Below are 23806 nucleotides of genomic sequence, written 5' to 3'. Positions count from 1 at the left end.
CATTACAGATTGAAAAAGATGGCATTTTTTAAAAGATATCGTCTATCCACTGATCAAGCGCCTTTCCAATGCATCAAGTCGCTCAATTAAATGCGGGTCATCACTGTAATAATCGATTGCCAACTTCATAAAATCGAGGCACTTATGGTCGTCATGTTGTTTTTCATAATTATCTGCCAGGAACAGAGCCATTGTTCCTAAGTCTTTTTCCAGGTGTTCGCGCAAATCCAGAAACCATTCTTCATACAACCCTGGAAGCGGATTTGTCGGTACATTCCGTATTAATTGCTCATATGCAACAGCTCTTAATTCATCGCTTTCCTGTTGATGGGCAAGCGCAATCTCTTTCATAAAGTCCTGCAAATCAGACTTGGTCTCACCTTGTAAAAAGACAAATTCCTTATCACCGTAGAGGATAGGTGTTTTGCTTACCTCTGCAAATATTTTCTTCAAATGGTGCAATGCGACGCGCAGGCTGTTTTTGGCACTTTTTAGATCCGTATCCGGCCAGAATGCGTCACACAGTTCCTCACGAGTTGCTGACTGTTGTAAAGTCAGGTAGATGAGCAGCTGCTTTGCTTTTCGTTTGCCCCACAAGCCGTGCACCCGCTGACCATTCAGATAAACACTAAAACCGTCCAGAATTGTCACATCAAGTTTGGTCACCTTATTCTGCCGGCTCAACTCATACATCTCGGTATACATTTCGGTGTTCAATGCTTGTCGGTACGTGTCATTGGTGTATCCAGGCTGAGCGGTACTTTTTCCGATAAATTGATGAATCCAGTCCGCTGTCAGCTTCGGCTGGTCCATCTGCATCATAAACGATGCATTCGGGATTGTATAATGTCTGGCATTCCGATAAAACTGCAAACTGGCACCGAAAAGTTCCGGCGGGTATACATCATCTTCAGCCCCCGATAAAAGCAGGGTTGGCACCTGGATACGATTTAATTGCTCTGCCGCGTTGTCTGCAAAGTGGTTCCGAAACAATTCAAAGTAGACTTGCGTCGAAACCTGATTGTACGCATGAAACAGGATGGAAGCCTTCTCTTCGGTGAGCGGATAACAGTTTTGTTTAATAATCTGGTTGGCCAACGGGTAAAACGATCCTTCCCTCTCCACAAATTCCTTCCGTTCCTGAATAACTTTATTCCCAAGCTGCTTCGGAAAATAAACGGGCGCCGTCATGAGTGTCAATGTTAGGAGATTGTCGTCATGATGGTCCGTGGCATGCTTCACCCCGATAAATCCTGAAAAACCCTGTGCAATCACATGATAGTTTCCGATGTTCAGTTCCTGTATGAGAAAGGCTAAATCTTCGGTCAGCAGAGACAGTGTCACCTTCTCTTCACCGGCATGGCTTTCCCCAAACCCGCGAAGATCATACAATAACACATGATAATTCTGCCGAAAAAATGGAAGGGCAAAATTCCAGCTGTTCATATCAGGTCCCAGCCCATGCAAAAGGATGAGTGTATCCGTCACCGCCGGGTTATCCGAATCGATGAAGCGGTAATGAATCGATGCATCATCACGTCTCATGTACGGAATAGGAATCACCTCCAGAGCAAACGTTTTGTCATTTAAACAGTGCAATGGGAAATAATCAAATCAACTTCCATTTCATTATAAAATATAGGGAGGACAAATAATTGCGTACCATCGGCTATTGTTAGAGAAAACCATAAATTTATACGATTGGGTCTATGTACTTATATTAACAGAATTTTTTGAAATATTTTTGTTCGATAAAGGGGACACGGGGTCTGACCCCGTGTCCCACTCACGTCACAAATTCCGTCCTGCTCGATCCTTCTTTTGTTTTCACAACGTCCAGTCTTGCCGGGAGCATCGCTTTCAGATCCTGCACATGGGAGATAACACCGATCATACGGCCCGATTGCTGTAAATCAATTAATGTATCGACCGACTTATTCAATGTTTCCTCGTCCAGTGACCCGAATCCTTCATCGATGAACATCGTGTCAATTGAGATATTCCCTTGAAAGCTCTGAATCACGTCAGACATGCCAAGAGCCAGGCACAATGAGGCGTTAAATTTTTCACCACCCGATAATGTCTTCACATCGCGTGTCTGGCCAGTGTAGGCATCGTATACATCGAGGGCAAGGCCACTCTGTCTGCCGTGCGACTCCTGACGGTCACTGCGCATTAAGTAAAATTGACCATTGGACAGATCTTTCAGGCGTCCATTGGCTGCCTCAATGATCCGCTCCAAATATTCAATCTGTAAATAGCGTTCAAAAGAAATTTTTTGATCGTTCTGGCCGCGTAAAACATCATACAAATCCGTAATGGTTGCCAGCTCTTTTTCAAGCACAACGACCCGCTCGTTTGTCTCCATTATATTGACTTTTAAATCGGACGCATCCTGATGATATTCTTTCGACAGGTTTAATTGTTTCAATGCCTGTTCATAGGCTTGTTTTAATTGGTCGAGCTGTGTTTGGATGGCGGTCAGGTCCATTTTTTGTTTGTCGTTTAATGCTGCTCGTAAATCGGTCACGACCTGGGTCAATGCTGAACGGCTTTCATTGAATTGCTGAATCGACGCTTTCAGTCTATCCCGTTCGGATGGAGGCGTTTTGGCCTGTTGGTAGGCTTCTTCTGATTCAAATCCTGCCTGTTCAAGGGCTGTTTTAAACGTGGTCTCCGATTTTTCCCGTTTGTTGCTTGTTTCTGCCAATTGTTTTTCCGCATTTGCCTTTTCAGCAGTTGCTTTGGCCTGCTCTTCTTTCGCCTGTTGCAGCTTCACCTGAGCGTCTTCCCACGCTTTTTCCAGCTGGGACTTTTGCTCTGTCGTTTGTTTAATTTGCTTTTCCAATTCTGCTAATACGCGCACTTCTTCGGGAATGTTACGCAGACGTTCGTCGTAAACGGCCTTGGCTTTTTCATACGATGTATGCTGGTCCTGATATGTTTTATTGAGCCGGTCTTTGGCTGTTTCCAATTGTTTTAATGCTTCTGTAGCTTGTACATGCGCTTCCTTGGTCTTTTTAAGGTCCTCACTCTGTTTCTTCAAGGTCTCAACATCTTCATTCAACTGTTTTCCTTTTTGGGTGAGTTGTTCCTTAAGAGTTTCCGCATCCTCAGACTGAATTTGATACTGCATGAGTTCTTCCTTTTTCTCTTCCAGCTGCGAAGCGTTTGATTTCTGAGTGGCAGCAGCATCCCGGTAACGACGATCTTTTACATCCAATTCTTTTTTGCATGCTTCAAGCTGCTCTTTTGTCAGATCCTTTTCGTGGTCACCGGCCTTGTGCGGATGTTCAAAGCTACCGCATACCGGGCAACGTTCACCGTCATGCAAGTGAGCAGCCAAAACACTTGCCTGATTGTGCATCCAGTCTTGTTCCAATTCATCATATTTTCGTTTTGCATCCAGAAAGGCCGTTTCGTTTGTTTGCAGATCCTGGTCAACTTGTGTCTGTTTCTGCTTCAATTCAAGAAACTTCATCAACACTCGCACCTGTTCTCGCATATCATTCAGTGCTTGCTGTTTTTCAGGCAATTGACTAACCGCCTGATCCATTGTATTCATCTGCTTATTAAGGTTATCCGCCGCTTCACTTTTCTCACGCAGTTGAACGGTTGCTTTTTCCAGGTCATGGTGCGCTTGACTCGTCTGTTGTTTTAATTTATCCAAGTAGCGCTTTCGTTCCTCGATATCTTTGACGGTTGGCAGAAATTCCTGCAGCCGGTCCAGTTGTTTGCTTGTCTCATCTCGTTTGCCCTGGTTGCTTTCTTCCTGCTTATAGGTTGACTGCGCATTTTCCAATTTGGTCGCAGCTTGTTGGCTGGCAGTTTGTGCTTGCTTAAGGTTACTGGCTTTTGTTTGTTCTTCCTTCCGCCAGTCGGCTGCCTGACTTTCATAGACATCCATTTTGCTTGCCCGTTCTGCTGCTTCCAGCTGTTTTTCCTTTTGCGTAAAGGCCGGAACCTGTTTCTGCAGCTTTTTCAGCTGCTTTTCTTTCTGTTCCAACTCCTGAAAACGGTCATTCAATGCTTTTGCCTCGTGAAATTCGGATTGTTTTTGGCCATGTTTGTTATACGCTTGTTCATAGGTTTGCTGATCAGCGGCGATTTGATCATGGTAAAACTGAATTTCATCATCCAGTCCGGTGATAACCTGATGGACATTATAATACGCCTCATCCAGAATCTGAAACAGTGGAGACTCTTCACGTTTCGGCAATGTGGCAAAAATCGTTTGAATGTAATGGTCACGCATTTGTGCTTCGCGGTCAAACTTCTTCCGGACATCATCTTTCTTTTGTTTCAGCAGCTCATTCAACTGCTTATACGATTCTGTTTTAAAAATCCGTCTTAAAATCGCTTCTTTATTTTCCGTTTCTGACGTTAATAGTTTGCGAAACTCGCCCTGAGGCAACATAACAATCTGCTTAAACTGATCCTGCGTGAGACCAATGAGCGCCTCTGCCTTTTTATTAATCTCAGAAACCATTTGCCTGTCAACACAAGGGATATCTTTCCCATCCACTTCTTCATAAAACTCATAACGTTCGCCGGTCTTGGTTTTGTTTCCCTGCTTTACATGCCCCAGCTGACGGAAAACACGGTAAAAATGCCCATTCAGTTCAAATTCCAGTTCAACCGATGTATGGGTATCATCATCGGCAAAATCACTGCGCAGCATCCGATTATCCTCTCGATCCGTTCCACTGGCACTTCCATACAATGCAAAACAGATGCCATCAAAGATCGTTGTTTTTCCCGCCCCCGTATTGCCGGAAATGACAAACAGTTTATTCCCTTCAAGTTCTGTGAAGTCTATTATTTCGGTATTTTTATACGGGCCAAATGCCGTCATCGTCAATTTAAGAGGTTTCAAGGTATTTTCTCTCCTTTCTTCCCTGGCGTGTTATTTCGATACCGCTTTTTCTTCTCCGGAATCAACCGTTTCCTGTTCATCCTTTAAACGTTTATCGAGAACCTCTTTGAAAATTGCTTCCGTTTCCTCCGAGGCATCGGTCCCCTTGACTTCCTTGTAAAAAGCTTTAAAAAGATCCAAATCACTCATGCTGCTACGGTCCACTTTTGGTTTATCCCTGGTCGGCCCTGTGAAAAATCCGGGCGTTTCGCGTTCGACATGCATCGCATTTGGATAGACCGACCGGATCCGTTCCATTGGTGACAAAACAGGTGCATCATCAAGCAGCCGGACAAATACATAATCATCACACACCGGATGGGGCAATAAATCTTCCATTGTCGCTTCAACCGTTCGCATATCTCTTATTGGCGTCAATGCGCGTTTCTCAATCGAGACATCCCCGCTGGCATCCATCTCGACAACAGAAAAGCCTTTTTGATGGTGTTCCTCGGAAATGGAATATTTAAGGATAGATCCTGAGTACCGGACCGTTTCGTTGCTGACATGGTGTGGCTGATGCAAGTGTCCCAATGCGGTATAGTGGAATGGCGCGAAATGATGCGCATCAACATATTCTGCTCCGCCAATGGAAAGCGGCCGCTCCGAATCACTCGTATTCTCCTCTTCCTCGCCAAACGGCGTCACAAAAGCATGACCGATGTAGATATGGCGGGCCTCCGGATCCATTTGCCGGTAAAGATGCTCCACAACTTTTCCCGCTGCTTCATTGTGACTGCGGATGTCTTCATCTTCCAATGTTGTCCGCACAACACTTGGATCACAATAGGGCACAAGATGAAAATGGACGGGACCATGTTCATCATTTAGGACTACCGGCTGCAGGTTATCGCTGAAATTTCCCACGATATGAAAACCGTTTTGTTTCATAATATTACTGCCAAAATTGAGACGGCCGGGGCTGTCATGATTCCCCGCCACCGCAAGCACCGGCGTTTTCAATTCAAGCACGATCCTGCTCAAGACCTCGTCCAACAGGTGTACCGCTTCCGTCGGCGGCACCGCGCGATCATACAAATCCCCGGCAATGATCACTGCATCCGGTTTTTCCTCTTCAACGGCTTTCGTGAATTGTTCCAGCACATAACGCTGATCCTCCGTCATATATACGCCCTGAACGAGTTTTCCCAAATGCCAGTCCGCTGTATGAAATAATTTCATGGGCTTGTCTCCTTTCCGTTCCATTCTATTTATCTATTATAATACAAAACAAGTCTACCGTGTGAAGATGGTCGAGAAAAAGGATAATATTCGCCCTTCTGCTGATTCTTTCGCTCTTCTGCTGATATTTCCGCTCTTCTGCCGATATTTCCGCTCTTCTGCCGATTCTTTCGCTCTTCTGCCGATATTTCCGCTCTTCTGCCGATATTTCCGCTCTTCTGCCGATATTTCCGCTCTTCTGCTGATATTTCCGTTCTTCTGCCGATTCTTTCGCTCTTCTGCCGATTCTTTTGCTCTTCTGCCGATTCTTTTGCTCTTCTGCCGATTCTTTATCTACCAACAGATAATTCAAATAAACCCACATTCCCCATTCAAAAAGCTGCAAACCTCCTTCAAGGCTTACAGCTCGTACTGCCCTTTCAATCCCATTCAAACGGTGTCGCCTGATAAACATAATAATTCAGCCAGTTGGAAAATAACAGATGACTGTGTGAACGCCATCTGTGCGGTGGCTCCCTATTGACATCGTCGTTTGGAAAATAGTTTTCCGGAACCGCGGTTGCCACCCCTCTGCTGTGGTCACGTTCATATTCCTCAGCAAGAGTGCCGGCGTCGTATTCCATATGGCCGGTAATCATGATGTTTTTGCCATCGCCCGACATAATGATAAACGGTGCACCCTGTTCAGAAACCGACAACAGCGTTAAATCCGGATTGGCATCGATTGCTTCCCTCGACACGCTAGTATACCGTGAGTGCGGGGCATGGAAAACATCATCAAAGCCGTGCACAAGTTTGACGGTCGGGTCGGAAATGTGATGTTCATAGATGCCGAAGTACTTTTCAGGAAGCTCATATTTATCCACACCATAATGATAATACAAGCCTGCCTGTGCTCCCCAGCAAATGTGCAAAGTCGAGGTGACATTCGCGGCAGCCCAGTCCATAATTTCCGTCAGCTCATCCCAATAAGTGACATCCTCAAAGTCCAGATGTTCAATTGGGGCCCCCGTGATAATCAGCCCGTCAAAGCGGCGGTTTTTGGCCTCTTCAAAGGTTGTATAAAAATTATCCAGATGGTGGGGGCTGACATGTGACGGCCGGTGTGTCGCGGTCCTGAGAAAACTGATATTCACCTGCAGCGGTGTGTTTCCAAGCAGGCGCAGCAGTTGCAATTCTGTACGTTCTTTTTCCGGCATCAGATTCAAGATTAATATATTAAGAGGCCGGATATCCTGCGTCCGGGCCCTGTCCTCATCCATGACGAAGATTTTTTCCTGCTTTAAGGCATCACTGGCAGGCAATTCTTTAGGTACATTAATTGGCAACTGACACCACTCCTTTTTTGATTGATAAAGTGAAACTTCAATCAGTGGGACGCTTTTTCCCCACTGAAAAATAGGAACGCAGACTAAGACCGCCACATCCTGTGACAACGTCTGCGTGACGTGCATCCTGCAGCCCGAAAGAATCGGACATTTAGGGACAGTTAGCCGCCGTTTTTTAGCGGTTTACTGTCCATTACATGCGGGATAACTACCATTATAGAACGCAGTCTGATGCATGGCAACCACCTTGCAGAAAATTTCGTTATCAACCAAAAATTTCACGTCAGCACGATCGCGTGGTAACCTATTACATGAGAAAATATTCAGGGAGTGTGTGACATATGGAGAAGGCCATCCGAATGCTGCAAAGTAACGACTACCCATATTTGGAAGCGATGGATACTGGAATTGAATTTGATTATATTACAAGTATATTTGATAGACTTGTAGCAGGAAATAACCGTTTATATGGATTATTTCTTGATGGCCAACTCGTTAGTATGTGCGGATACTCGATTTATGCGGACAGTTACGCCATGCTCGGCCGGTTAAGAAGCGATCGGCGTTTTGTAGGCAGTGGTTTTGCAACGGAATTGGTGTCTTATGTAATGAATGAAGTTTTTCAGCTTAATGGTATTCAATGGGTGGGGGCCAATACACAGGAACATAACATTTCTGCACAGCGGGTCCTGAAGAAAATAGGCCTCACCCCATACATTACCCTGCACGGGGCATTAACAAAAGATACGTCCACACTTGAATCAGGCGCAAAGCCATGGCAGCCTGTTACAGACCTGAAGCGCAAAAAAGAATGGGTCAACAAGAAGTATATCCAAACAGGCGCCATTTTTCCATATGAATGCTATTACCCATTTCCGGCTTCAGCGGATTTATTTCAGGAACCCGATCTCGAGACGTGGTCTTTTTTTGAAAACGACGATCAAACGCGATTCCTGATCACAAAGTACGATCAAAAAAAGCATCATTATTTGCATGCTGTCTATCCATGGCATGACATAACATCGCAGCCAGGCCTATGGGAGACAATTGCAAATAATTATCGGAAATTGAGGCGACAGACTGACGGTGAGACATACATATGGATGGATTTAACCAGGGAAGAAGCTCAAATGCTTCCAGCTGATCATCAATTTGAACTGCCTTCCCCATGGATTTTATATGGAACGGACAAATCAAGGTAACCGAAGATTGGATATGGAAGAATACTCAGGTTTTTCGTTAAACATCTAAATTCCGGGGGGCCTGTCTAACGATTCATTGCGTTTAATTTTCTTTTATATTCGTCGTACAGCTCAATAAGCTCTTTCATATCCATTTCTTCAAAATTCGTGTTATTTTTAGCAGGAGGGATCGAATTTGACCTTTTTACTACCTCTGACCTATAGTGTTTCTTTTGCTTTTTTACAGGGGATCCCATAGTATTAGACATATTGGCTCCTCCTTTAATCTACTTTTCATACATTCTTCCCTTCCATTCACATAATTCCTGCAACCCAGAAAAGCAGGCTATCGAAAGCTTTTTAAACATAGCAATCCGGTTCACCAGGTATCTCCCCCGCATGGTGGCGGCCACTCCCCTGTCATGCGGCGGATTAATGCTACCTGTCAGATATGATAACTGTTATGCATGATCAGCGTACTTAACAATTCTTCACGGGTACTGCACTGACCAGAAAATTTTGGTTCCTTCCAATCATTATTGGCTTCCTTCTCACCCGCCTTTAATCCACTGAAATATGTGTTCCCCCCCTGTTTAATTCATTTTACACTCCCTGACTTTGCAGGAAATAACGTATACGACCACGAATACAAAAAGTCAGCCGCGAAGGCAATTCCCCAAACCATCCCAATGCCATATACCGTTTCATTCGCATATGGTGAATCAGCTGCAGTGCCTGATTCAATCCACGACAAATCCGTCACATAACCTATCATGTCTTCAATACTGTCCGTTCCGTAAGACCAAAAAATACCCTGTACGACGATAAACACCAGTAAATGCGCAATCGAACTCCAGCGATACTTTTTAGCAATAAATTTGGGATCCTTATTCTTTTTCATGATGCGATAATCTTTGTCAGTCATCAGCTCCACACCGCGCCACCGGCCAATTGTTTTCCGCATCCATCGGTCAAGTTTCATAAAATCAAAGATTCCAAACGTACAAGCATAAACCACAAAAACCGTGATGATAATCTGGAAGGTCGAAATCTCCCCCGTTTCCTGATAAATCAGGATCGCCAGGAAAGCCTCGGCTGCCAGTAAAATAAGAAATGCCAGCAGAAACATTAAACTGGACGTGCGCTTCCCCAGTAAATAACGGACGACCCCAAAAAGCAGCAGAGCCGCCATTGAAAGCACTTCAGCCGTGACAAAAATCTCCCACTGGTAATCAACGATCCATTCCATCCGTTCAACCCCTAAAAGTCATCTACACTCAGTGTCTATATATTCATGATGAAAGTCAATACAATTTTTGGGTACGGGAAATTTCCCGCAAAAAAACCCGAATCATGGATAATCACCATGACCCGGGGCACACAAATCCGTTCGCTCTATTCCGTCAGCAGCGGATAATAGCCTTCTTCATTGTGCGTTTCTTTTCCAACGAGCGGCGGATTGAACACACATACCATGCGCATCTGCGTTTTCGCCCGCAAAGTGTGCTTGTCATGATCATTTAACAGATACATCGTACCGGCCTTGATGTCATACACATCACCGGTTTCCACCTTTTCGATGGTCCCTTCCCCTTCGATGCAGTATACAGCTTCGATGTGGTTTTTATACCAGAAATAATTTTCGGTTCCGGCCTTGATAATCGTATCGTTCATACTAAAGCCAACGCCGTCCTTTTTCAGAATGAATCGGCGGCTTGACCAATTTTCTTCATATGTTTCGTCCTCTGTTCCAACTAAATCTTCAAGTGATTTGACAATCATTTGCTGTCCCCTCTTTCATTTTTTACTACTATTTTTCTTGCATGTTATTGACGCGTCTTGTTCATCGTTCGTTTTTATTTTTCAAGGACGGTCTTAATGCTTTCATCCAATATCGCAAGCCCCTCGTTGATACCTTCTTTATCTATAATAAGTGGAGGGAGAAATTTGACAACTTCATCCTCGGGACCGGATGTTTCCACAATCAGACCGCGCTGGAATGCTTCCGAACAAATGGCATCTGTCAGTTCCGGTTTCGCGGTTGCGATTCCCTGCATCAATCCCCTGCCGCGATGGTGTGCATCAAATTCGGGATATTTCGTGACCAGGGCTTCAATACCTTCTCGCAAAACAACACCTTTTTCCTGAATGGATTTGCTGAAGTCATCATTTTCCCAATAGCTCAGAGCTTCAGCTGCACCAATGAACGCCAGATTGTTACCGCGGAAAGTCCCGTTATGTTCACCCGGACCCCACTGGTCGTATTCAGGTTTGATCAATGTCAGGGCCATTGGCAATCCGGCACCGCCGATTGATTTTGACAGGCAGACAATATCCGGATCAATTCCCGCCGGCTCAAAGCTGAAGAATGTACCAGTCCGGCCGCATCCTGCCTGGACATCATCGACAATCAACAAAATGTCCCAGCGCTTGCAAAGGTCAGCCACTTTTTTCAGCCATTCCATACTGGCCGCGTTAATGCCGCCTTCACCCTGAACCGTTTCCAGGATGATCGCGGCCGGCAAGGCAACACCGCTTCCTCTGTCTTCCAAAAATCTTTCGAGATAAGCGAGCGTATTCTGACCTTCCACATAATCATCAAATGGCATTGACACGGAGTGGTGCAATGGAACGCCCGCACCATGCCGTTTAAAGGAATTAGCTGTTACGGAAAGTGAACCGATTGTCATGCCATGAAATGCATTTGTGAAACTGATGACCGTATCACGTCCGGTTACTTTTCGGGCAATTTTCAGGGCACTTTCTACCGAATTCGTTCCGGTCGGTCCCGGAAACATGACTTTATAATCAAGATCCCGAGGCTCAAGGATAACCTCCTTAAACCGTTCAAGAAACATTTTCCTCGATGTTGTTCCCATATCAAGACTATGAAGGATGCCATTATTTTGGATGTAATCAATCATTTTTTCCTGCATGGTGTCGTCATTATGGCCATAATTCAGAGCACCGGCACCTGCAAAGAAATCAATATATTCGTTTCCGTCTGTATCCCAGATTTTATATCCTTTTGCCTTTTCGAAAACGGTCGGCCAGCCACGGCTGTAACTTCTCACGGTTGATTCCAGTTCCTCAAATGTTTTCATTTTGTCAACTTCAATTACGGTTGTTGTCAAAATTTCACCCTTCCACTAAAATTTTTTCTTTTTGAATAGGACCGATCTTAAACAATAGTTCGTCCTCATGACCTTCTTTCGGAAAGTCATTGGAAGTAAAATAGTCATGGATAACACATTTTGTACGCAGTTTTTTCGCAAGTCCTTTAAACAATTGCTGTGATGCTGTATTTGATGGGGAAACGGTCGCCTCCACATGATTCACTTCCCCGCAGCCCTCGCGTTTCAGCAAATGATAGAGCATCCTGGTTGCGAGCCCACTTCCGCGTTCTGACTCGTTGACAGCCACCTGCCAGATAAATAATGTCTCCGGCTGATCAGGATGGATAAATCCCGAAATGAAACCTACTGTATTCCCCTCTCGTTCAACCACGATGGACGTTTCGGAAAATATTTCACACCACATAAGGTAGCTATAGGATGAGTTAAGATCCAGGACGCCGGTATGCTTAATCAATTCCCATACTTCTGCTCCATCATCTTTTGTCGGCTTGCTAAACCTTAGTTCCCCTTCTTGCTCCTTTGTTTTCGTCATGACACCATTACTGCTGTTTAAGATGATTCCACCTCCCAGAGTTCTTAAAAAAACATTCTTTATAGAAGTTGTTCAAAAAAGTCCGGTAAAAATGACGCATCGAATTTCTTCGTTGGCTTGTTTTTGCGCTACTCATGTATCTAAATGCATACATTCCGTTGCTCAAAACTACACCGCCTCGAACTTCTCGGTCCTTTTCATCCTCCTTTTTGAACACGCACTTATAAGAATAAATAGAAAAATCATTTTAGTCAAAACGGATTAAATGGCATTTCGTATCGTTAAACATGCTTAATCACGTTCTGCTCATAATGAACCGGGATATATTAAAAAAAGCTTCCAAATAAGTGGAAATTGATGGACATTCACAAATAAAGGGGGATGAACCAGCTTGATTTTTGACCTTAAAGAGGTTATTTAAAAATACCACAGTGAACGACACCGTGGTATGCCTCAGACTATATACTTTCCTGCCTATTCAAAAAGACAGGCTGAATACGCCTGCCTCCTTGCAATGTAAAATGAGTACTATAAAATTTTATTCAAAAATTCTTTCGTCCGCTCTGATTGCGGATTGGAAAAAATTTGATCCGGAACACCTTCTTCAACGATCACGCCTTCATCCATAAACAGAACCCGGTCACCGACCTCACGGGCAAAGCCCATCTCATGTGTGACCACAAACATCGTCATCCCTTCATTGGCCAGTTGTTTCATGACTTCCAGCACTTCGCCAACGAGTTCAGGGTCCAATGCAGACGTCGGCTCGTCAAACAGCATCATCTTCGGTTCCATTGCCAGCGCACGGGCAATCGCTACCCGCTGTTGCTGTCCGCCCGACAATGATTGAGGGTACTGATCGGCTTTATCAGCCAAGCCGACCTTTTCCAACAATTTCAGACAACGTTCGTGCGCTTCATCATCCGAAATTTTGCGTACTTTTTGCGGTGCAAGCATCAAATTTTCGATTACTTTCTTATGTGGAAACAGATTAAACTGCTGGAAAACCATTCCTACTTCTGTCCGCACCATATTAATATCCGTCTTTGGGTCATTCAGATTATACCCATCAACAATGACTTCACCGCCCGTGACCGGTTCCAGCATGTTTAAACAGCGAAGGAATGTGCTTTTCCCGGAGCCGCTTGGACCGATAACACAGACCACTTCAGACGGTTCAATCTCACAGTCAATTCCTTTCAAAACCTCATTATCGCCAAACGTTTTGTGCAAATCCTTAACGGTAATCATCAGGTTTCCAGTCTCCTTTCCATTCGCTGCAGAACAAAGGATAACGTCAGTGTTATAGCGAGATAGAAAACAGCAACCGTCGTGTAGATTTCAACGGCATTAAAATGATTGGCTGCAATCAGACGTCCCTGGAAAATGAGCTCCGGAACAAGTATAACGGATAACAGTGACGTATCCTTAATGCTAATGATAAACTGGTTGCCGAGCGGCGGGATCATCCGTTTGAATGCCTGTGGCCAAATAATATAGCGCATAGTCTGTCCATGATTAAGTCCGAGCGAACGGCCTGCTTCCATCTGGCCCTTGTCAATTGATTGGACGGCGCCCCGCACGATCTCCGCAATGTATGCGCCTGAGTTCAGGGCAATCACAATGATCCCGGCTGTGACTGATCCCAGCTCAGTTCCAATGATAAGCGGGAGCGCATAATAGATCCAGATGGCCTGCACCAGGACGGGCGTACCGCGGATGATTTCAATATACACAACAGAAATACTGCTAATCACTTTACTTTGAGCAATACGTCCCAATCCAAAGATTCCGCCAAGGATAAAGCCAATCACAAGTCCGACAATAGATATCAATAATGTATAGTATAAACCAGTCATTAATTGCGGCAAAAAGTCAATAACTCCTGCCCAATTAAATCGTCCTATCATCCAATCACTCCATGAACCAAAAAAACTAAGACCTATCAATACTAATGGCGATAAAGTGAAACTTCAATCAGTGGGGAGCTCTTTACTTCCCACTGAAAGTAAGGAACAAAGGCTAAAAACGCCACATCCTGTGGCAACACCTTTGTGACCTGCATCGTGCAGGCCCAAACAGAAGCGGGCATTTACTGACAGTTTGATCCCCGTCTGTCCTATCTGGTTTTACCTCTTAGTCCTGAAACGGTGGTCTTACTGTCAGTTAGATGCGGGATAAGCCTTAGTTCTTCCAGGTTTTTGATTTTCATACATGCTGCCCGTTATGACTATTCAGGTTTTTTACCGAACCACTCTTCATAGATTTCGTCATATGTGCCATTTTCCTTCAATGTTGCTAAAGCATCGTCAATGGCTGTCACCAATTCATCCTGGCCCTTGGAGATGGCAATACCGTAATCCTCGGCCTGATAGAGATCACCAACCACTTTCAGGTTGTCACCAGTAGTCTGGATATAATAGTTAACGTTCGGTGCATCATACAAGACAGCATCCGTGCTGCCATTTTCCACTGACAAATAAGCCTGGTCGAGCTGCTCATACTGATTAGCCTCAGCATTCTCGATATTTTCATCGATAAAGGCTGCACTTGTTGAACCAAGTCTGGTGGCAATTGTCTTGCCTTCGAGATCCTCGATGTCTTTAATTTCGTCATTATCCTTTTGAACCCCAATTGCCAAACCGGATTCATAATAAGGTTCACTATAATCAATCTTCTTCGCCCGTTCTTCAGTTATACTAATTCCGGCTAGCGCAATATCAAATGAACCTGTCTGTAAACCTGGTATAATACCGTCAAAATTGGTGACTTCGAGTTCAATGTCAAACCCGACTTCATCTGCAATAGCATTGATCAGATCGATATCAAACCCGACATACTCACCATCTTCCTTGAATTCAAATGGTACAAAAGATGAGTCAGTGGCAACCGTATAGGTGTCTTTCAGATTGCTTCCTTCTTCTGAACCGCTTTCTGAATCACCCGAAGTCTCTGCATCTCCCCCGGATCCGCAAGCAGCCAGCAAGCTAATCAAACTAAAAAAAATTAAAAAAGCACTCCATTGTTTCCATTTTTGGCGAATCACACAAATCCCCTCCCAAAGTTTCTACTATTCTACCATAAGACAATGTTACCAGTAAACGCACTTTTTCGAAAATTGATTATCCACTGATATTCAGGCCGCAGTTTTAAATTAGGCCGTTTACAGGCGGTTATACAAGCGTATAATAAGAATTACGGCGAAATGCTGGGGATTTGTTACTCCCAACGCGTCCATTAAGCACCTGGTTTTCCTACCCTAACAGGTCCGATTGATAATATATTATCCTTTTTAAATGTTCTTATTTGCCTGCGCGTGAAACAATACGCTGTCACTGTATGCGCATTAACCCCCGTCACACGAATCACTCGATAGCTCGTTTGATTATCGGCACTAAGGTATATCATTTCAAGCTTCCGCCGGGTCTGTATCGACCTGAAAAGCAAACGATCCATACCAAACACCACCATTCGGAACTTTTGTTCGCATTATACCACATCAACCCACGAAAAGAAACTGGTGTTCGTTTTTGTGGGATAAAAAAACCGCGCCCCCTTACGCAGGTTTGCGGCTTCTCGACTCTTTCCTATGATTCATCAGCATCCGTATCAAGAAGAATCTTCCCGATATTTTGATTATCCTCCATATGTTGGTGGGCTTCGGTTACCTGTTCAAGCGGATACACGCTGTCAATAATCGGCCGAATTGTTCCGTCATTCATATGCGGCAGAACGACCCCCGCAAATTCATTGCTCAAGTCTGCTTTATAGGCATCACTTCTTGGGGTCAATAATGTGCCGGTCAGCTGAATGTATTTGGCCATGATCGCCATCAGGTTTACGTCCGATACTTCACCACCACCGAGTACACCAATCAACACCCAGCGCCCGCCTTGTGTAATGCTGGCAAGATTTTTATCCCAGTAATCCGCACCGATAAAATCAAGGATCAGGTCAACCCCTCTATCGTCAGTCGCTTTTAACACCTCTTCATCGAATGATTGCTCTTTATAGTTAATCAGAACATCAGCCCCAAGCTCCTGACAGAAATTGAGTTTTCTTTCTGATCCGGCAGTTACAATCACTTTGGCATCTGAAAGCTGTTTAGCCATTTGAATAGCAGCCGTTCCGACGCCACTGGCACCGGCATGAATTAAGACGGTCTCCTGTTTTTGCAGTTTGCCGAGCCAATAGAGTGTCTGATAGGCTGTCAGAAAAACTTCAGGAATGGCAGCCGCTTCTGCAAACGACAAATTTTCCGGAATACGCATCGCGCGCTCAGCCGGCATAATCGCATACTCAGCATACCCGCCACCATTGACGAGCCCCATAACCCTGTCACCGGCTGAAAAAGTTCCGCTGCCATTTGCATCAACAACAGTGCCGGCCACTTCAATTCCTATGACCGGACTCTTGGCATAGCCTGACTTGCCTTCCCTTGTCATGATATCTGTCCGGTTCACGGCGGCGTTATGAACCTTTATGAGCAAATCCCCCTGTTCGGATTCTGGAGCGATTAGTTCAGTCACATGCAACTGTTCCGGACCGCCTGGCTGTTCAACGATAACACCTTTCATGAACACGTCCCCCTTCATAAATCAACCGTTTTTCAATTATTAAGCATGTCATAATCTCATGCGGTCAGCAATCTACTTGTTTTTATCGATTATTCCTCAGTATTGGTATTATCCTCTTCTTCCTCCTCTGTTTCAACATCATCAAGGTCAAGCCAGGAAAGCATTTCGTGTACGACGGTATTGATTTTTTCATCGACTATATCACTGCCATACTTTCGTTTAGCACGTTCAATATTTTCAAGGACCCCCGTGTCAAACTGAATAACCGGTTTATCTTCCTCAAGATTATTGAATAAATCAAGAATTTCATCCAGCGCTTTGTCAAACCGCTTTGTTTCCATTTCGCTTGCTTTCATCGTTGCATCACCTGTTCATAGCGTGTCCAAAAACCGGTAAACAAATGACACCTTTTCTGCAATCAACTCATGGCCACTAAATGGTAAGCCGGTTAACAATTCGAAAAATTGCTGACCACAGGAAAGCCGCCAGTTTTTATTTAGCTGACGGCTGCAAAGTCCTCATCCGTTTGACTTATTCACATACTGCCGTTTATGCGCGGTCACACCTGCAAGACAGATTTCTGCCGGGTCATTTTTGACGTCCAGTTCGACTCTGGCTCCGTCCGTTGGCAGTGTTTCTTCAAAAATAGCCTCATATTCTTCAACCGTTACTTCTCTTCTTGATGCAAACAACGCACTATGCTGTTTGATGCACAGATAGTTCCGATAGTCATTTTGCAGAATGCCTGTAAAGAATTCGCCCACTGCTCCAGAACCATAACTGAACATACCAATCCGCGCACTCGCCTGCAGGTCATCTTTTTGTTCAAGCAGCGAAAGCAGGCTTAAATAAAGTGAACCGGTATAAATATTGCCGACATTCCGGTTATAGCCGGTACTGATTTGATAATTCGATTTCAGCCGTTCCTGCACGTCTTCTGTCGTTTCATCCAAAACGGGGTTAAGAGCCTTTTTGCCCATTTTCGTATACGGCAGATGGAACGTCATCGCTTCAAAGTCTTCAAAACCCAGACCGGATTTCGCCTTGTATTGTTCCCAGACTTTGGAAAAAAACGCGATATACTGCTCGTTGGAAAGCTTGCCGTCTGCAAAAGCTTTATCGGAATAGACCGGACGCCAGAAATCCATCACGTCAGCGGTGAAATAAACGCTTTGATCTTCTAGGGCCATAATATGCGGATCCGCACTGATCAATAAAGCAACCGCTCCTGCTCCTTGTGTTGCCTCACCGGATGTATGCAGACCATAGCGGGCAATGTCCGAACCCAGTACAAGCACCTTGCTGTCCGTGTTCATGGCGATATGCGCTTTTGCCATTTGAATGCCTGCTGTCGCCCCATAGCATGCTTGTTTCACTTCGATCGCCCGGGCATATGGATTCAAGCCAAGCAGCTCATGCACATAAACCGCCGCCGACTTGGAACTGTCGACCCCTGTCTCAGTACCGAATATGACAAAGTCAATCGCCTGTTTATCAGCATCGTCAAGAATGTCTGATGCAGCATTGGCTGCCATCGTGACAGCGTCTTGTGTGATTGGAGCGACTGCCATCTTATCCTGTCCGATGCCGATTGTAAATTTATCCGGATCCACGCCCCTCTTCTCAGCCAGTTCGATCATATCTACATATAAATGTGGTGCATAAAAACCTATTTTATCAATTCCTATTTTCAAGATACTTCTCCTTTTCCTTAACAAATTCATCATTTTCACCGTAAATCATGCAGTTTTTAAAGATGTTTTTTCAAACAATGGTTCATTCAGTAAAAATTTCTCCTGAAAATAATCATCTTCCATCGCTAGGCAGTCTGTATAGGTATAGATTTTACTATCCGGCATAACCGCAAAATTACCTCATTCATGATTCACGCTTGAAAAAGATTTTGAGTGTTTTATCGTTTGAATATCATCCATCACATTATAACATAAACTTACTTTTCTCCATTAACATAGAATGAATTTGTATTCGTTTTAAGTAGATGCATTGGCTATATGGATAGCAAAAGCGTTATAATAGGGTTTAGAGGATATTTCCTGTTGCCCTGATATGGAAGCAGGTGAGGGCATTTGTCATTTATCATTGAACAAACGGGGTAACAAGCGAAAATATCCAGCATGTACAAAAGATAAACATCCACGGCAAAACAAATGATAGGAGTGAGATTTTGCCGAAAATCAGAACGATTCTTTTGTTAATACTTGTTGCCGGCCTGTTATGGTTCGTCTATGCCGATGATTATAAACAGGATGGTGCAAGCGGTGTATGGGATGAAATGAAGCAGGATGTTCATGACATACGTAACAGCGAATCCGTTGATACGCTAATCACATATATTGGTCATTCAATCGAATACGTCGCAGGTTTCATTTCTGACCAGTTTGAAGGCGCTGAAGAAAGTCCATCTGTCCCATCCCCTGAATTAGCTGAACCAACAGAACAATCCTTTTCCATCCATAATATTGAAGTGACAGATGAAAAAAAAGATGTAGAATCAGTGCTCGGTGAACCAGCCAGAGTTACGCCAAATGAATACCATACAGAATGGCATACGTACCATGACCATTACCAAAACTTTGTAATGGTGGCCTTTAATAACAATGATCAAGTCACTGGTTTGTATACAAATCAGGATCTGCTTCGTTCAAAAGGAGGCATCACACTTGATAATACGAAGCAAGAGGTAAGAAAGGCTTATGGTGAGCCGATTCAATCGATTCAGAAAGGGCTGACCCGTTATCAGATCAACAATAACCAGGAACAGGATACGTTCAAGCTGGATGGCAATTATATCACCTTCTTTTATGATGAACATCGAAATGAGCAGATCGCGGCCATTCAAATTATATCTGAAGAAATGGAAAAGCAGAAAGAAGCATTTTTTGCAGAGCCAAGCGATCAATTGAGACAGGGATTGGAATACCAATTATTTGATCTAACCAACGCTGCCCGGGCAAAGTTCGAACAACCGATTCTCGATTGGCATGATCCAGCCCAGTCAACTGCGCTCAACCACAGTCAGGATATGGCCGAGCAAAATTATTTCAGTCATACAAATCCGGAGGGCGAATCACCGTTCGACCGCCTGGAAGCTGATGGCGTTCAATTTCGAATGGCTGGCGAAAATTTAGCTGCTGGTCAGCCAAGCAGCATCTATGCGCATCAAGGGCTGATGAATTCAAAAGGGCACCGGAAAAACATTTTGCATGATGATTTTCGACTAATGGCGGTTGGTGTGGCACTGCAGGATGATGGACAGCCTTTTTATACGGAGACTTATTTGACACAATGATCGAATTTTGTCGATGATTCAGCGCATAACCCGAATCATTTGTACCATCCATATCCGTTGACACTAATTTAATCATGTAGGCTCCTCCTCCACCTCTTATTACTTATCCGATTTTAAGTAAAAATGAAGTCATAAAATAGGAGGCGCCCTAAATTTATTTTAGGACGCCTCTATATATGGAATTACGTTTTTAGTTCAAAGTTCCGGCCACTTCATCTGCAACGGTAACACCAGCAGCTTCCAATTCCGCAATTTTCCCCGCAAACTGTGGTAAATATTTCTTATGGGCAATTAACAGTTCATCCAATACGCGTTTTGCCGTTTCACCACTTGGGATTAACGGATTGATGGTAAATGCTTGTAAAGCCAAACCGTAATCACCGGTTACTGCTGCTTCTTCCACACACAGTTCCATGTTCTTCATTAATTGCAACCAACCTCTTTCAGCCGATTGAAAAGAACCGAAAGCAATTGGCCTTGCACCTGTAGCCCCGATATAGGCAGAAACTTCGACAACATCATCCGGAGCAAGATCAGGAACAGCACCATTATTCTTGGTTGAAACGACAATGTGGGTATTTTTATTTGCATAGATGGAAGCAATGGTTTCACAAGCGGCATCCGAGTAATGGGCACCACCGCGTTTTGCTAATTGTTCCGGTTTATAATTTAAATCGGGATTTTTATACAACTCAAACAATTCCGCTTCCGTCTGTTTCACTTGTTGGGCCCTTGTACCAACATTCGGATCATTGTATTCCTCGAGCATGTACTGCAGCATTTCTTCAGTTCGGTAATAATAACGATGATAACCGCACGGAATCATATTCATCTGTTTCAGCTGTTCGATAAAGAATGGTATATCATGGATATTTGCTGGTATTCCCGAATCGTTACTGTACATTTTATCGATGATTTCGGAAGTCACATCATTCCCTTGTAAATCTTTGACACGATGCCAATGGAAATGGTTTATACCGGCAAAAGCATAAACGAGTTCATCCTGGGATTTTCCAATTAATTCCGATTCAGCCATCATGGCACCAACCGGAACATTGCACAAACCAAGAACTTTTTCCCATTCACCATAGCGTATAATGGCGTCCGTAACCATTCCAGCCGGGTTCGTGAAGTTGATTAACCAGGCATTCGGGCATAATTCTTTCATATCTTCCACAATGCTTAAAATAACCGGAATCGTTCTGAACGCTTTGAAAATTCCCCCGGCTCCATTGGTTTCCTGTCCCACCATACCATGGGACAAAGGGATTCGTTCGTCTTTTACCCGGGCATCTAATAAACCAACCCTGAATTGCGTTGTTACAAAGTCAGCATCTTTCAATGCCTCACGTCGGTCTAATGTTAAATGGACTTTTACATCATAAGGGGAGGCATCCCACATTCTTTGGGCCATTTTGCCAACTTTTTCAAGTTTTTCCTTGCCATCTTCAATATCAACAAGCCAAATTTCGCTTATTGGAAGTTCTTCATATCTGTTAATAAATCCTTCCATCAATTCCGGAGTATAGCTGCTTCCTCCGCCAATGGTTGCAATCTTTACACCTTTTGACATACATCATTCCTCCTCTACTTCTATTGTAAAACAACAGAAGCAACAAACAAGGGAACGGAGCCATTATCATTTACTGTTTACAAATCATTTACAAAAAAACGTTATTTTTGTAAATGCGATTTACAACGGATATACTATAGGTGGTGATTGATATGTTATTAACGGAAAAAATGAAAGACGATATGTTCTCTCCATCTGAAAAAGCAATCATTCATTATATGTTTGATGAGCGGGAGAATATTAAAGATAAAACAGCCAAACAAATAGCTGAGCAGACGTACACCCATCCCTCTACGCTAATACGAATTGCCAAAAAACTTGGCTATCATGGCTGGATTGAGCTAAAAAATATATTTTTGGAGGAAATTGACTATCTAAACAGTCACTTTAATGATATCGATGCGAATTTCCCATTTAATGAACGCGACAATGAAATAACCATTGCGAACAAAATGGCTTTATTGAATCAAATGACCATTAGTGACACATTATCTCTCATAAACAATGATGAATTACAAAAGGCAACAGACCTTCTGAATCAGGCAGAAGAAATAAAAATATTTTCTTTGAACAACAACCTGCTCATCTGTCATGATTTTAAATCACAGATGATTCGAATTGGCAAAAAGGTCAATCTCGTTTCGGTTGATCCTGGACATGAAGCGGCCAACTGCAATTCAAATACATGTGCGATTGTTATCTCCTATACCGGGGAAACATCAACCATTACTAGCTTATTACCAATGTTAAAGAAAAGAAAAACGCCGATCATTGCTTTAACAAGTATTGGAAACAATACCTTAACAAAACATGCCGACTGTATTTTTAGAATAACCACTCGGGAAAAATTGTTTTCAAAAATAGGCAGTTTCAGCTCGAATGGTTCGATCTCTTTCCTGTTGGATGTACTCTATGCAACTGTATTTTCCAAAGACTATAAAAATAATCTCGAATATAAAATCCGCATTTCCCAATATTACGATCACCGAACTAGCTCTAATAAAGTGATGGAAGAAGGCGGTCACGATAACGTATAAACGGTTATAAAATGTGGCTAACTAAGAATTAACATTCGGTTGATATGTCCACTTATCCCACCAAAACAGCCCATCACAGATTCCAATAATCCGATTGAACCTCAATCGCCCACTGAACAGCTTCCGTTTGGTGGCGGATAAATCGGCCCTTCATGGAATCCCAGATCAAACGGGTCTTCCACAGCACTGTGCTTCTCGCGCAATGCTTCAATCACCCGTAGTGTGCAAAACGGCACATAAGCTGTGCTGTATCCACCTTCATGACAGGCGACCAATCGGCCGTTGCAATGTTTGTCGGCATATTTGGTTGATATTTAATAATGTATATGTCACTTACGTATACCCTTCAGTTGTATATTTGTTTTACGTATACAATTAATCGTTTCGTTCCCATCAAGAGTTAATTCCCACCCGTAAGAAACAATCTTTTCTGAAACAAATGCCCCCAAACCCGACTTTCTTTCGATTATAGGGTAAAGAGACATCGTTCTATTTTCAAAAAATAAGGTGTCTCACTATTATAATCGAAAGAAATGATCGTTTGGGGGCGTATGAGGGTGAAATTTTTGAAGACCGTATGACAAAAAATATGACACCACTTCTGAACAAGTGATGTCATACCTGGTAGGATGATTCCGAGTGGGCTCGAACCACCGACCTCATGCCTGTCAAGCAAAAGCATAAGATTAATTTATTATCATGAAGTGATGAAAACATTGATTTAACAAGGTTTTTGTTTTGTGATAACTCATGATAACTAATAATAAATATTTTTGATGTGGTCAAATTGTGGTCAAATTGTGGTCAAAGTGGTCAATATTTCTTGACCACTTTTTATTATAGAAGTTAAAGAGAAACGTATCCAGTTTCCATGATTCCGTAACCACTATGATGTTGTCCGTTCCATTGATTACGGTCAACAAAATGTACCACTAGTGACATGTTATTTACCACCGAATGACAAGAAATGTACCATCAAATGACAAATAAATGTACCACTTACGCGATACCTTCTATATAATTAATGAGCACGC

General features: G+C 43.5%; 20 protein-coding genes. 3 read left to right on the top strand and 17 right to left on the bottom strand.

The annotated features are described in order from the left end of the window. Positions 1 to 42: 42 nt before the first annotated feature. From E4U82_RS11835 to metA, 5 genes are all read right to left on the bottom strand, one after another. Entirely contained in the window at positions 43 to 1545 is a 1503-nt protein-coding gene (locus tag E4U82_RS11835) for an alpha/beta hydrolase (RefSeq protein WP_135110395.1), read from the bottom strand. A 241-nt stretch (positions 1546 to 1786) separates the two neighbouring features. Further along, positions 1787 to 4876 carry an SbcC/MukB-like Walker B domain-containing protein gene (locus E4U82_RS11830; protein ID WP_135110394.1) on the bottom strand — a complete coding sequence of 1030 codons (3090 nt, stop codon included), beginning with the start codon at positions 4874 to 4876 and terminating at the stop codon, positions 1787 to 1789. Positions 4877 to 4906: 30 nt separating this feature from the next. Continuing rightward, positions 4907 to 6097: an exonuclease SbcCD subunit D gene (locus tag E4U82_RS11825; RefSeq protein WP_135110393.1), complete on the bottom strand. Its 1191-nt coding sequence runs from the start codon at positions 6095 to 6097 to the stop codon at positions 4907 to 4909. Positions 6098 to 6122: 25 nt separating this feature from the next. Continuing rightward, positions 6123 to 6482: a hypothetical protein gene (locus E4U82_RS11820; protein WP_135110392.1), complete on the bottom strand. Its 360-nt coding sequence runs from the start codon at positions 6480 to 6482 to the stop codon at positions 6123 to 6125. A gap of 34 nt (positions 6483 to 6516) precedes the next feature. Then, complete coding sequence (gene metA / locus E4U82_RS11815; protein WP_135110391.1) at positions 6517 to 7425, bottom strand: homoserine O-acetyltransferase MetA; 909 nt, start codon at positions 7423 to 7425, stop codon at positions 6517 to 6519. A 341-nt stretch (positions 7426 to 7766) separates the two neighbouring features. Between metA and E4U82_RS11810 the strand changes: the two genes are divergently transcribed. Continuing rightward, positions 7767 to 8627, top strand: coding sequence for a GNAT family N-acetyltransferase (locus E4U82_RS11810; RefSeq protein WP_135110390.1), 861 nt, complete (start codon positions 7767 to 7769; stop codon positions 8625 to 8627). Between the two features lie 65 nt (positions 8628 to 8692). Here E4U82_RS11810 and E4U82_RS11805 read toward each other — a convergent pair whose 3' ends face one another. From E4U82_RS11805 to E4U82_RS11750, 11 genes are all read right to left on the bottom strand, one after another. After that, a complete protein-coding gene (locus E4U82_RS11805) occupies positions 8693 to 8875 on the bottom strand; it encodes a hypothetical protein (RefSeq protein WP_135110389.1) in 183 nt (60 codons plus the stop codon). A gap of 329 nt (positions 8876 to 9204) precedes the next feature. Beyond that, positions 9205 to 9855 carry a hypothetical protein gene (locus E4U82_RS11800; protein WP_135110388.1) on the bottom strand — a complete coding sequence of 217 codons (651 nt, stop codon included), beginning with the start codon at positions 9853 to 9855 and terminating at the stop codon, positions 9205 to 9207. 146 nt (positions 9856 to 10001) lie between these two features. Beyond that, a complete protein-coding gene (locus E4U82_RS11795) occupies positions 10002 to 10388 on the bottom strand; it encodes an ectoine synthase (RefSeq protein WP_135110387.1) in 387 nt (128 codons plus the stop codon). Between the two features lie 74 nt (positions 10389 to 10462). Beyond that, complete coding sequence (ectB, locus tag E4U82_RS11790; RefSeq protein WP_135110425.1) at positions 10463 to 11710, bottom strand: diaminobutyrate--2-oxoglutarate transaminase; 1248 nt, start codon at positions 11708 to 11710, stop codon at positions 10463 to 10465. Positions 11711 to 11744: 34 nt separating this feature from the next. Further along, positions 11745 to 12275, bottom strand: coding sequence for a diaminobutyrate acetyltransferase (gene ectA / locus E4U82_RS11785; RefSeq protein ID WP_135110386.1), 531 nt, complete (start codon positions 12273 to 12275; stop codon positions 11745 to 11747). A gap of 528 nt (positions 12276 to 12803) precedes the next feature. Further along, positions 12804 to 13526: an amino acid ABC transporter ATP-binding protein gene (locus E4U82_RS11780; protein ID WP_135110385.1), complete on the bottom strand. Its 723-nt coding sequence runs from the start codon at positions 13524 to 13526 to the stop codon at positions 12804 to 12806. Further along, positions 13526 to 14185 carry an amino acid ABC transporter permease gene (locus E4U82_RS11775; RefSeq protein WP_135110384.1) on the bottom strand — a complete coding sequence of 220 codons (660 nt, stop codon included), beginning with the start codon at positions 14183 to 14185 and terminating at the stop codon, positions 13526 to 13528. Before E4U82_RS11775 ends, E4U82_RS11780 begins: the two co-directional genes overlap by 1 nt. A gap of 320 nt (positions 14186 to 14505) precedes the next feature. After that, a complete protein-coding gene (locus tag E4U82_RS11770; RefSeq protein WP_135110383.1) occupies positions 14506 to 15321 on the bottom strand; it encodes a transporter substrate-binding domain-containing protein in 816 nt (271 codons plus the stop codon). 541 nt (positions 15322 to 15862) lie between these two features. Then, on the bottom strand, positions 15863 to 16852 hold the full coding sequence (locus E4U82_RS11760; protein WP_135110381.1) for an NAD(P)H-quinone oxidoreductase: 990 nt from the start codon (positions 16850 to 16852) through the stop codon (positions 15863 to 15865). Positions 16853 to 16941: 89 nt separating this feature from the next. Next, the gene (locus E4U82_RS11755; RefSeq protein WP_135110380.1) at positions 16942 to 17208 is read right to left on the bottom strand and encodes a hypothetical protein; all 267 of its coding nucleotides are present in this window, start codon (positions 17206 to 17208) and stop codon (positions 16942 to 16944) included. Positions 17209 to 17370: 162 nt separating this feature from the next. Further along, complete coding sequence (locus E4U82_RS11750) at positions 17371 to 18546, bottom strand: hydroxymethylglutaryl-CoA synthase (RefSeq protein ID WP_135110379.1); 1176 nt, start codon at positions 18544 to 18546, stop codon at positions 17371 to 17373. Positions 18547 to 19037: 491 nt separating this feature from the next. Between E4U82_RS11750 and E4U82_RS11745 the strand changes: the two genes are divergently transcribed. Then, the gene (locus E4U82_RS11745; protein WP_135110378.1) at positions 19038 to 20162 is read left to right on the top strand and encodes a CAP domain-containing protein; all 1125 of its coding nucleotides are present in this window, start codon (positions 19038 to 19040) and stop codon (positions 20160 to 20162) included. Positions 20163 to 20352: 190 nt separating this feature from the next. Here the strand turns inward: E4U82_RS11745 and E4U82_RS11740 are convergent, their stop codons facing one another. Further along, the gene (locus E4U82_RS11740) at positions 20353 to 21735 is read right to left on the bottom strand and encodes a 6-phospho-beta-glucosidase (protein WP_135110377.1); all 1383 of its coding nucleotides are present in this window, start codon (positions 21733 to 21735) and stop codon (positions 20353 to 20355) included. A 152-nt stretch (positions 21736 to 21887) separates the two neighbouring features. Between E4U82_RS11740 and E4U82_RS11735 the strand changes: the two genes are divergently transcribed. Further along, a complete protein-coding gene (locus tag E4U82_RS11735; RefSeq protein WP_135110376.1) occupies positions 21888 to 22772 on the top strand; it encodes a MurR/RpiR family transcriptional regulator in 885 nt (294 codons plus the stop codon). Positions 22773 to 23806: the final 1034 nt, after the last annotated feature.

The organism is Lentibacillus salicampi, from assembly GCF_004565465.1.
Lineage (GTDB): Bacteria > Bacillota > Bacilli > Bacillales > Amphibacillaceae > Lentibacillus > Lentibacillus salicampi.
Note: the sequence above shows the minus strand (reverse complement) of the source record. Positions and strands in the feature narration are given on the sequence as shown.

Coding starts and splice junctions, on each gene's coding strand:
- E4U82_RS11835 (WP_135110395.1), bottom strand. CDS start 1,545: ATGAGACGTGATGATGCATCGATTCATTACCGCTTCATCGATTCGGAT.
- E4U82_RS11825 (WP_135110393.1), bottom strand. CDS start 6,097: ATGAAATTATTTCATACAGCGGACTGGCATTTGGGAAAACTCGTTCAG.
- E4U82_RS11810 (WP_135110390.1), top strand. CDS start 7,767: ATGGAGAAGGCCATCCGAATGCTGCAAAGTAACGACTACCCATATTTG.
- E4U82_RS11805 (WP_135110389.1), bottom strand. CDS start 8,875: ATGTCTAATACTATGGGATCCCCTGTAAAAAAGCAAAAGAAACACTAT.
- E4U82_RS11800 (WP_135110388.1), bottom strand. CDS start 9,855: ATGGAATGGATCGTTGATTACCAGTGGGAGATTTTTGTCACGGCTGAA.
- E4U82_RS11795 (WP_135110387.1), bottom strand. CDS start 10,388: ATGATTGTCAAATCACTTGAAGATTTAGTTGGAACAGAGGACGAAACA.
- ectB (WP_135110425.1), bottom strand. CDS start 11,710: ATGAAAACATTTGAGGAACTGGAATCAACCGTGAGAAGTTACAGCCGT.
- ectA (WP_135110386.1), bottom strand. CDS start 12,275: ATGACGAAAACAAAGGAGCAAGAAGGGGAACTAAGGTTTAGCAAGCCG.
- E4U82_RS11780 (WP_135110385.1), bottom strand. CDS start 13,526: ATGATTACCGTTAAGGATTTGCACAAAACGTTTGGCGATAATGAGGTT.
- E4U82_RS11775 (WP_135110384.1), bottom strand. CDS start 14,185: ATGATAGGACGATTTAATTGGGCAGGAGTTATTGACTTTTTGCCGCAA.
- E4U82_RS11760 (WP_135110381.1), bottom strand. CDS start 16,852: ATGAAAGGTGTTATCGTTGAACAGCCAGGCGGTCCGGAACAGTTGCAT.
- E4U82_RS11755 (WP_135110380.1), bottom strand. CDS start 17,208: ATGAAAGCAAGCGAAATGGAAACAAAGCGGTTTGACAAAGCGCTGGAT.
- E4U82_RS11740 (WP_135110377.1), bottom strand. CDS start 21,735: ATGTCAAAAGGTGTAAAGATTGCAACCATTGGCGGAGGAAGCAGCTAT.
- E4U82_RS11735 (WP_135110376.1), top strand. CDS start 21,888: ATGTTATTAACGGAAAAAATGAAAGACGATATGTTCTCTCCATCTGAA.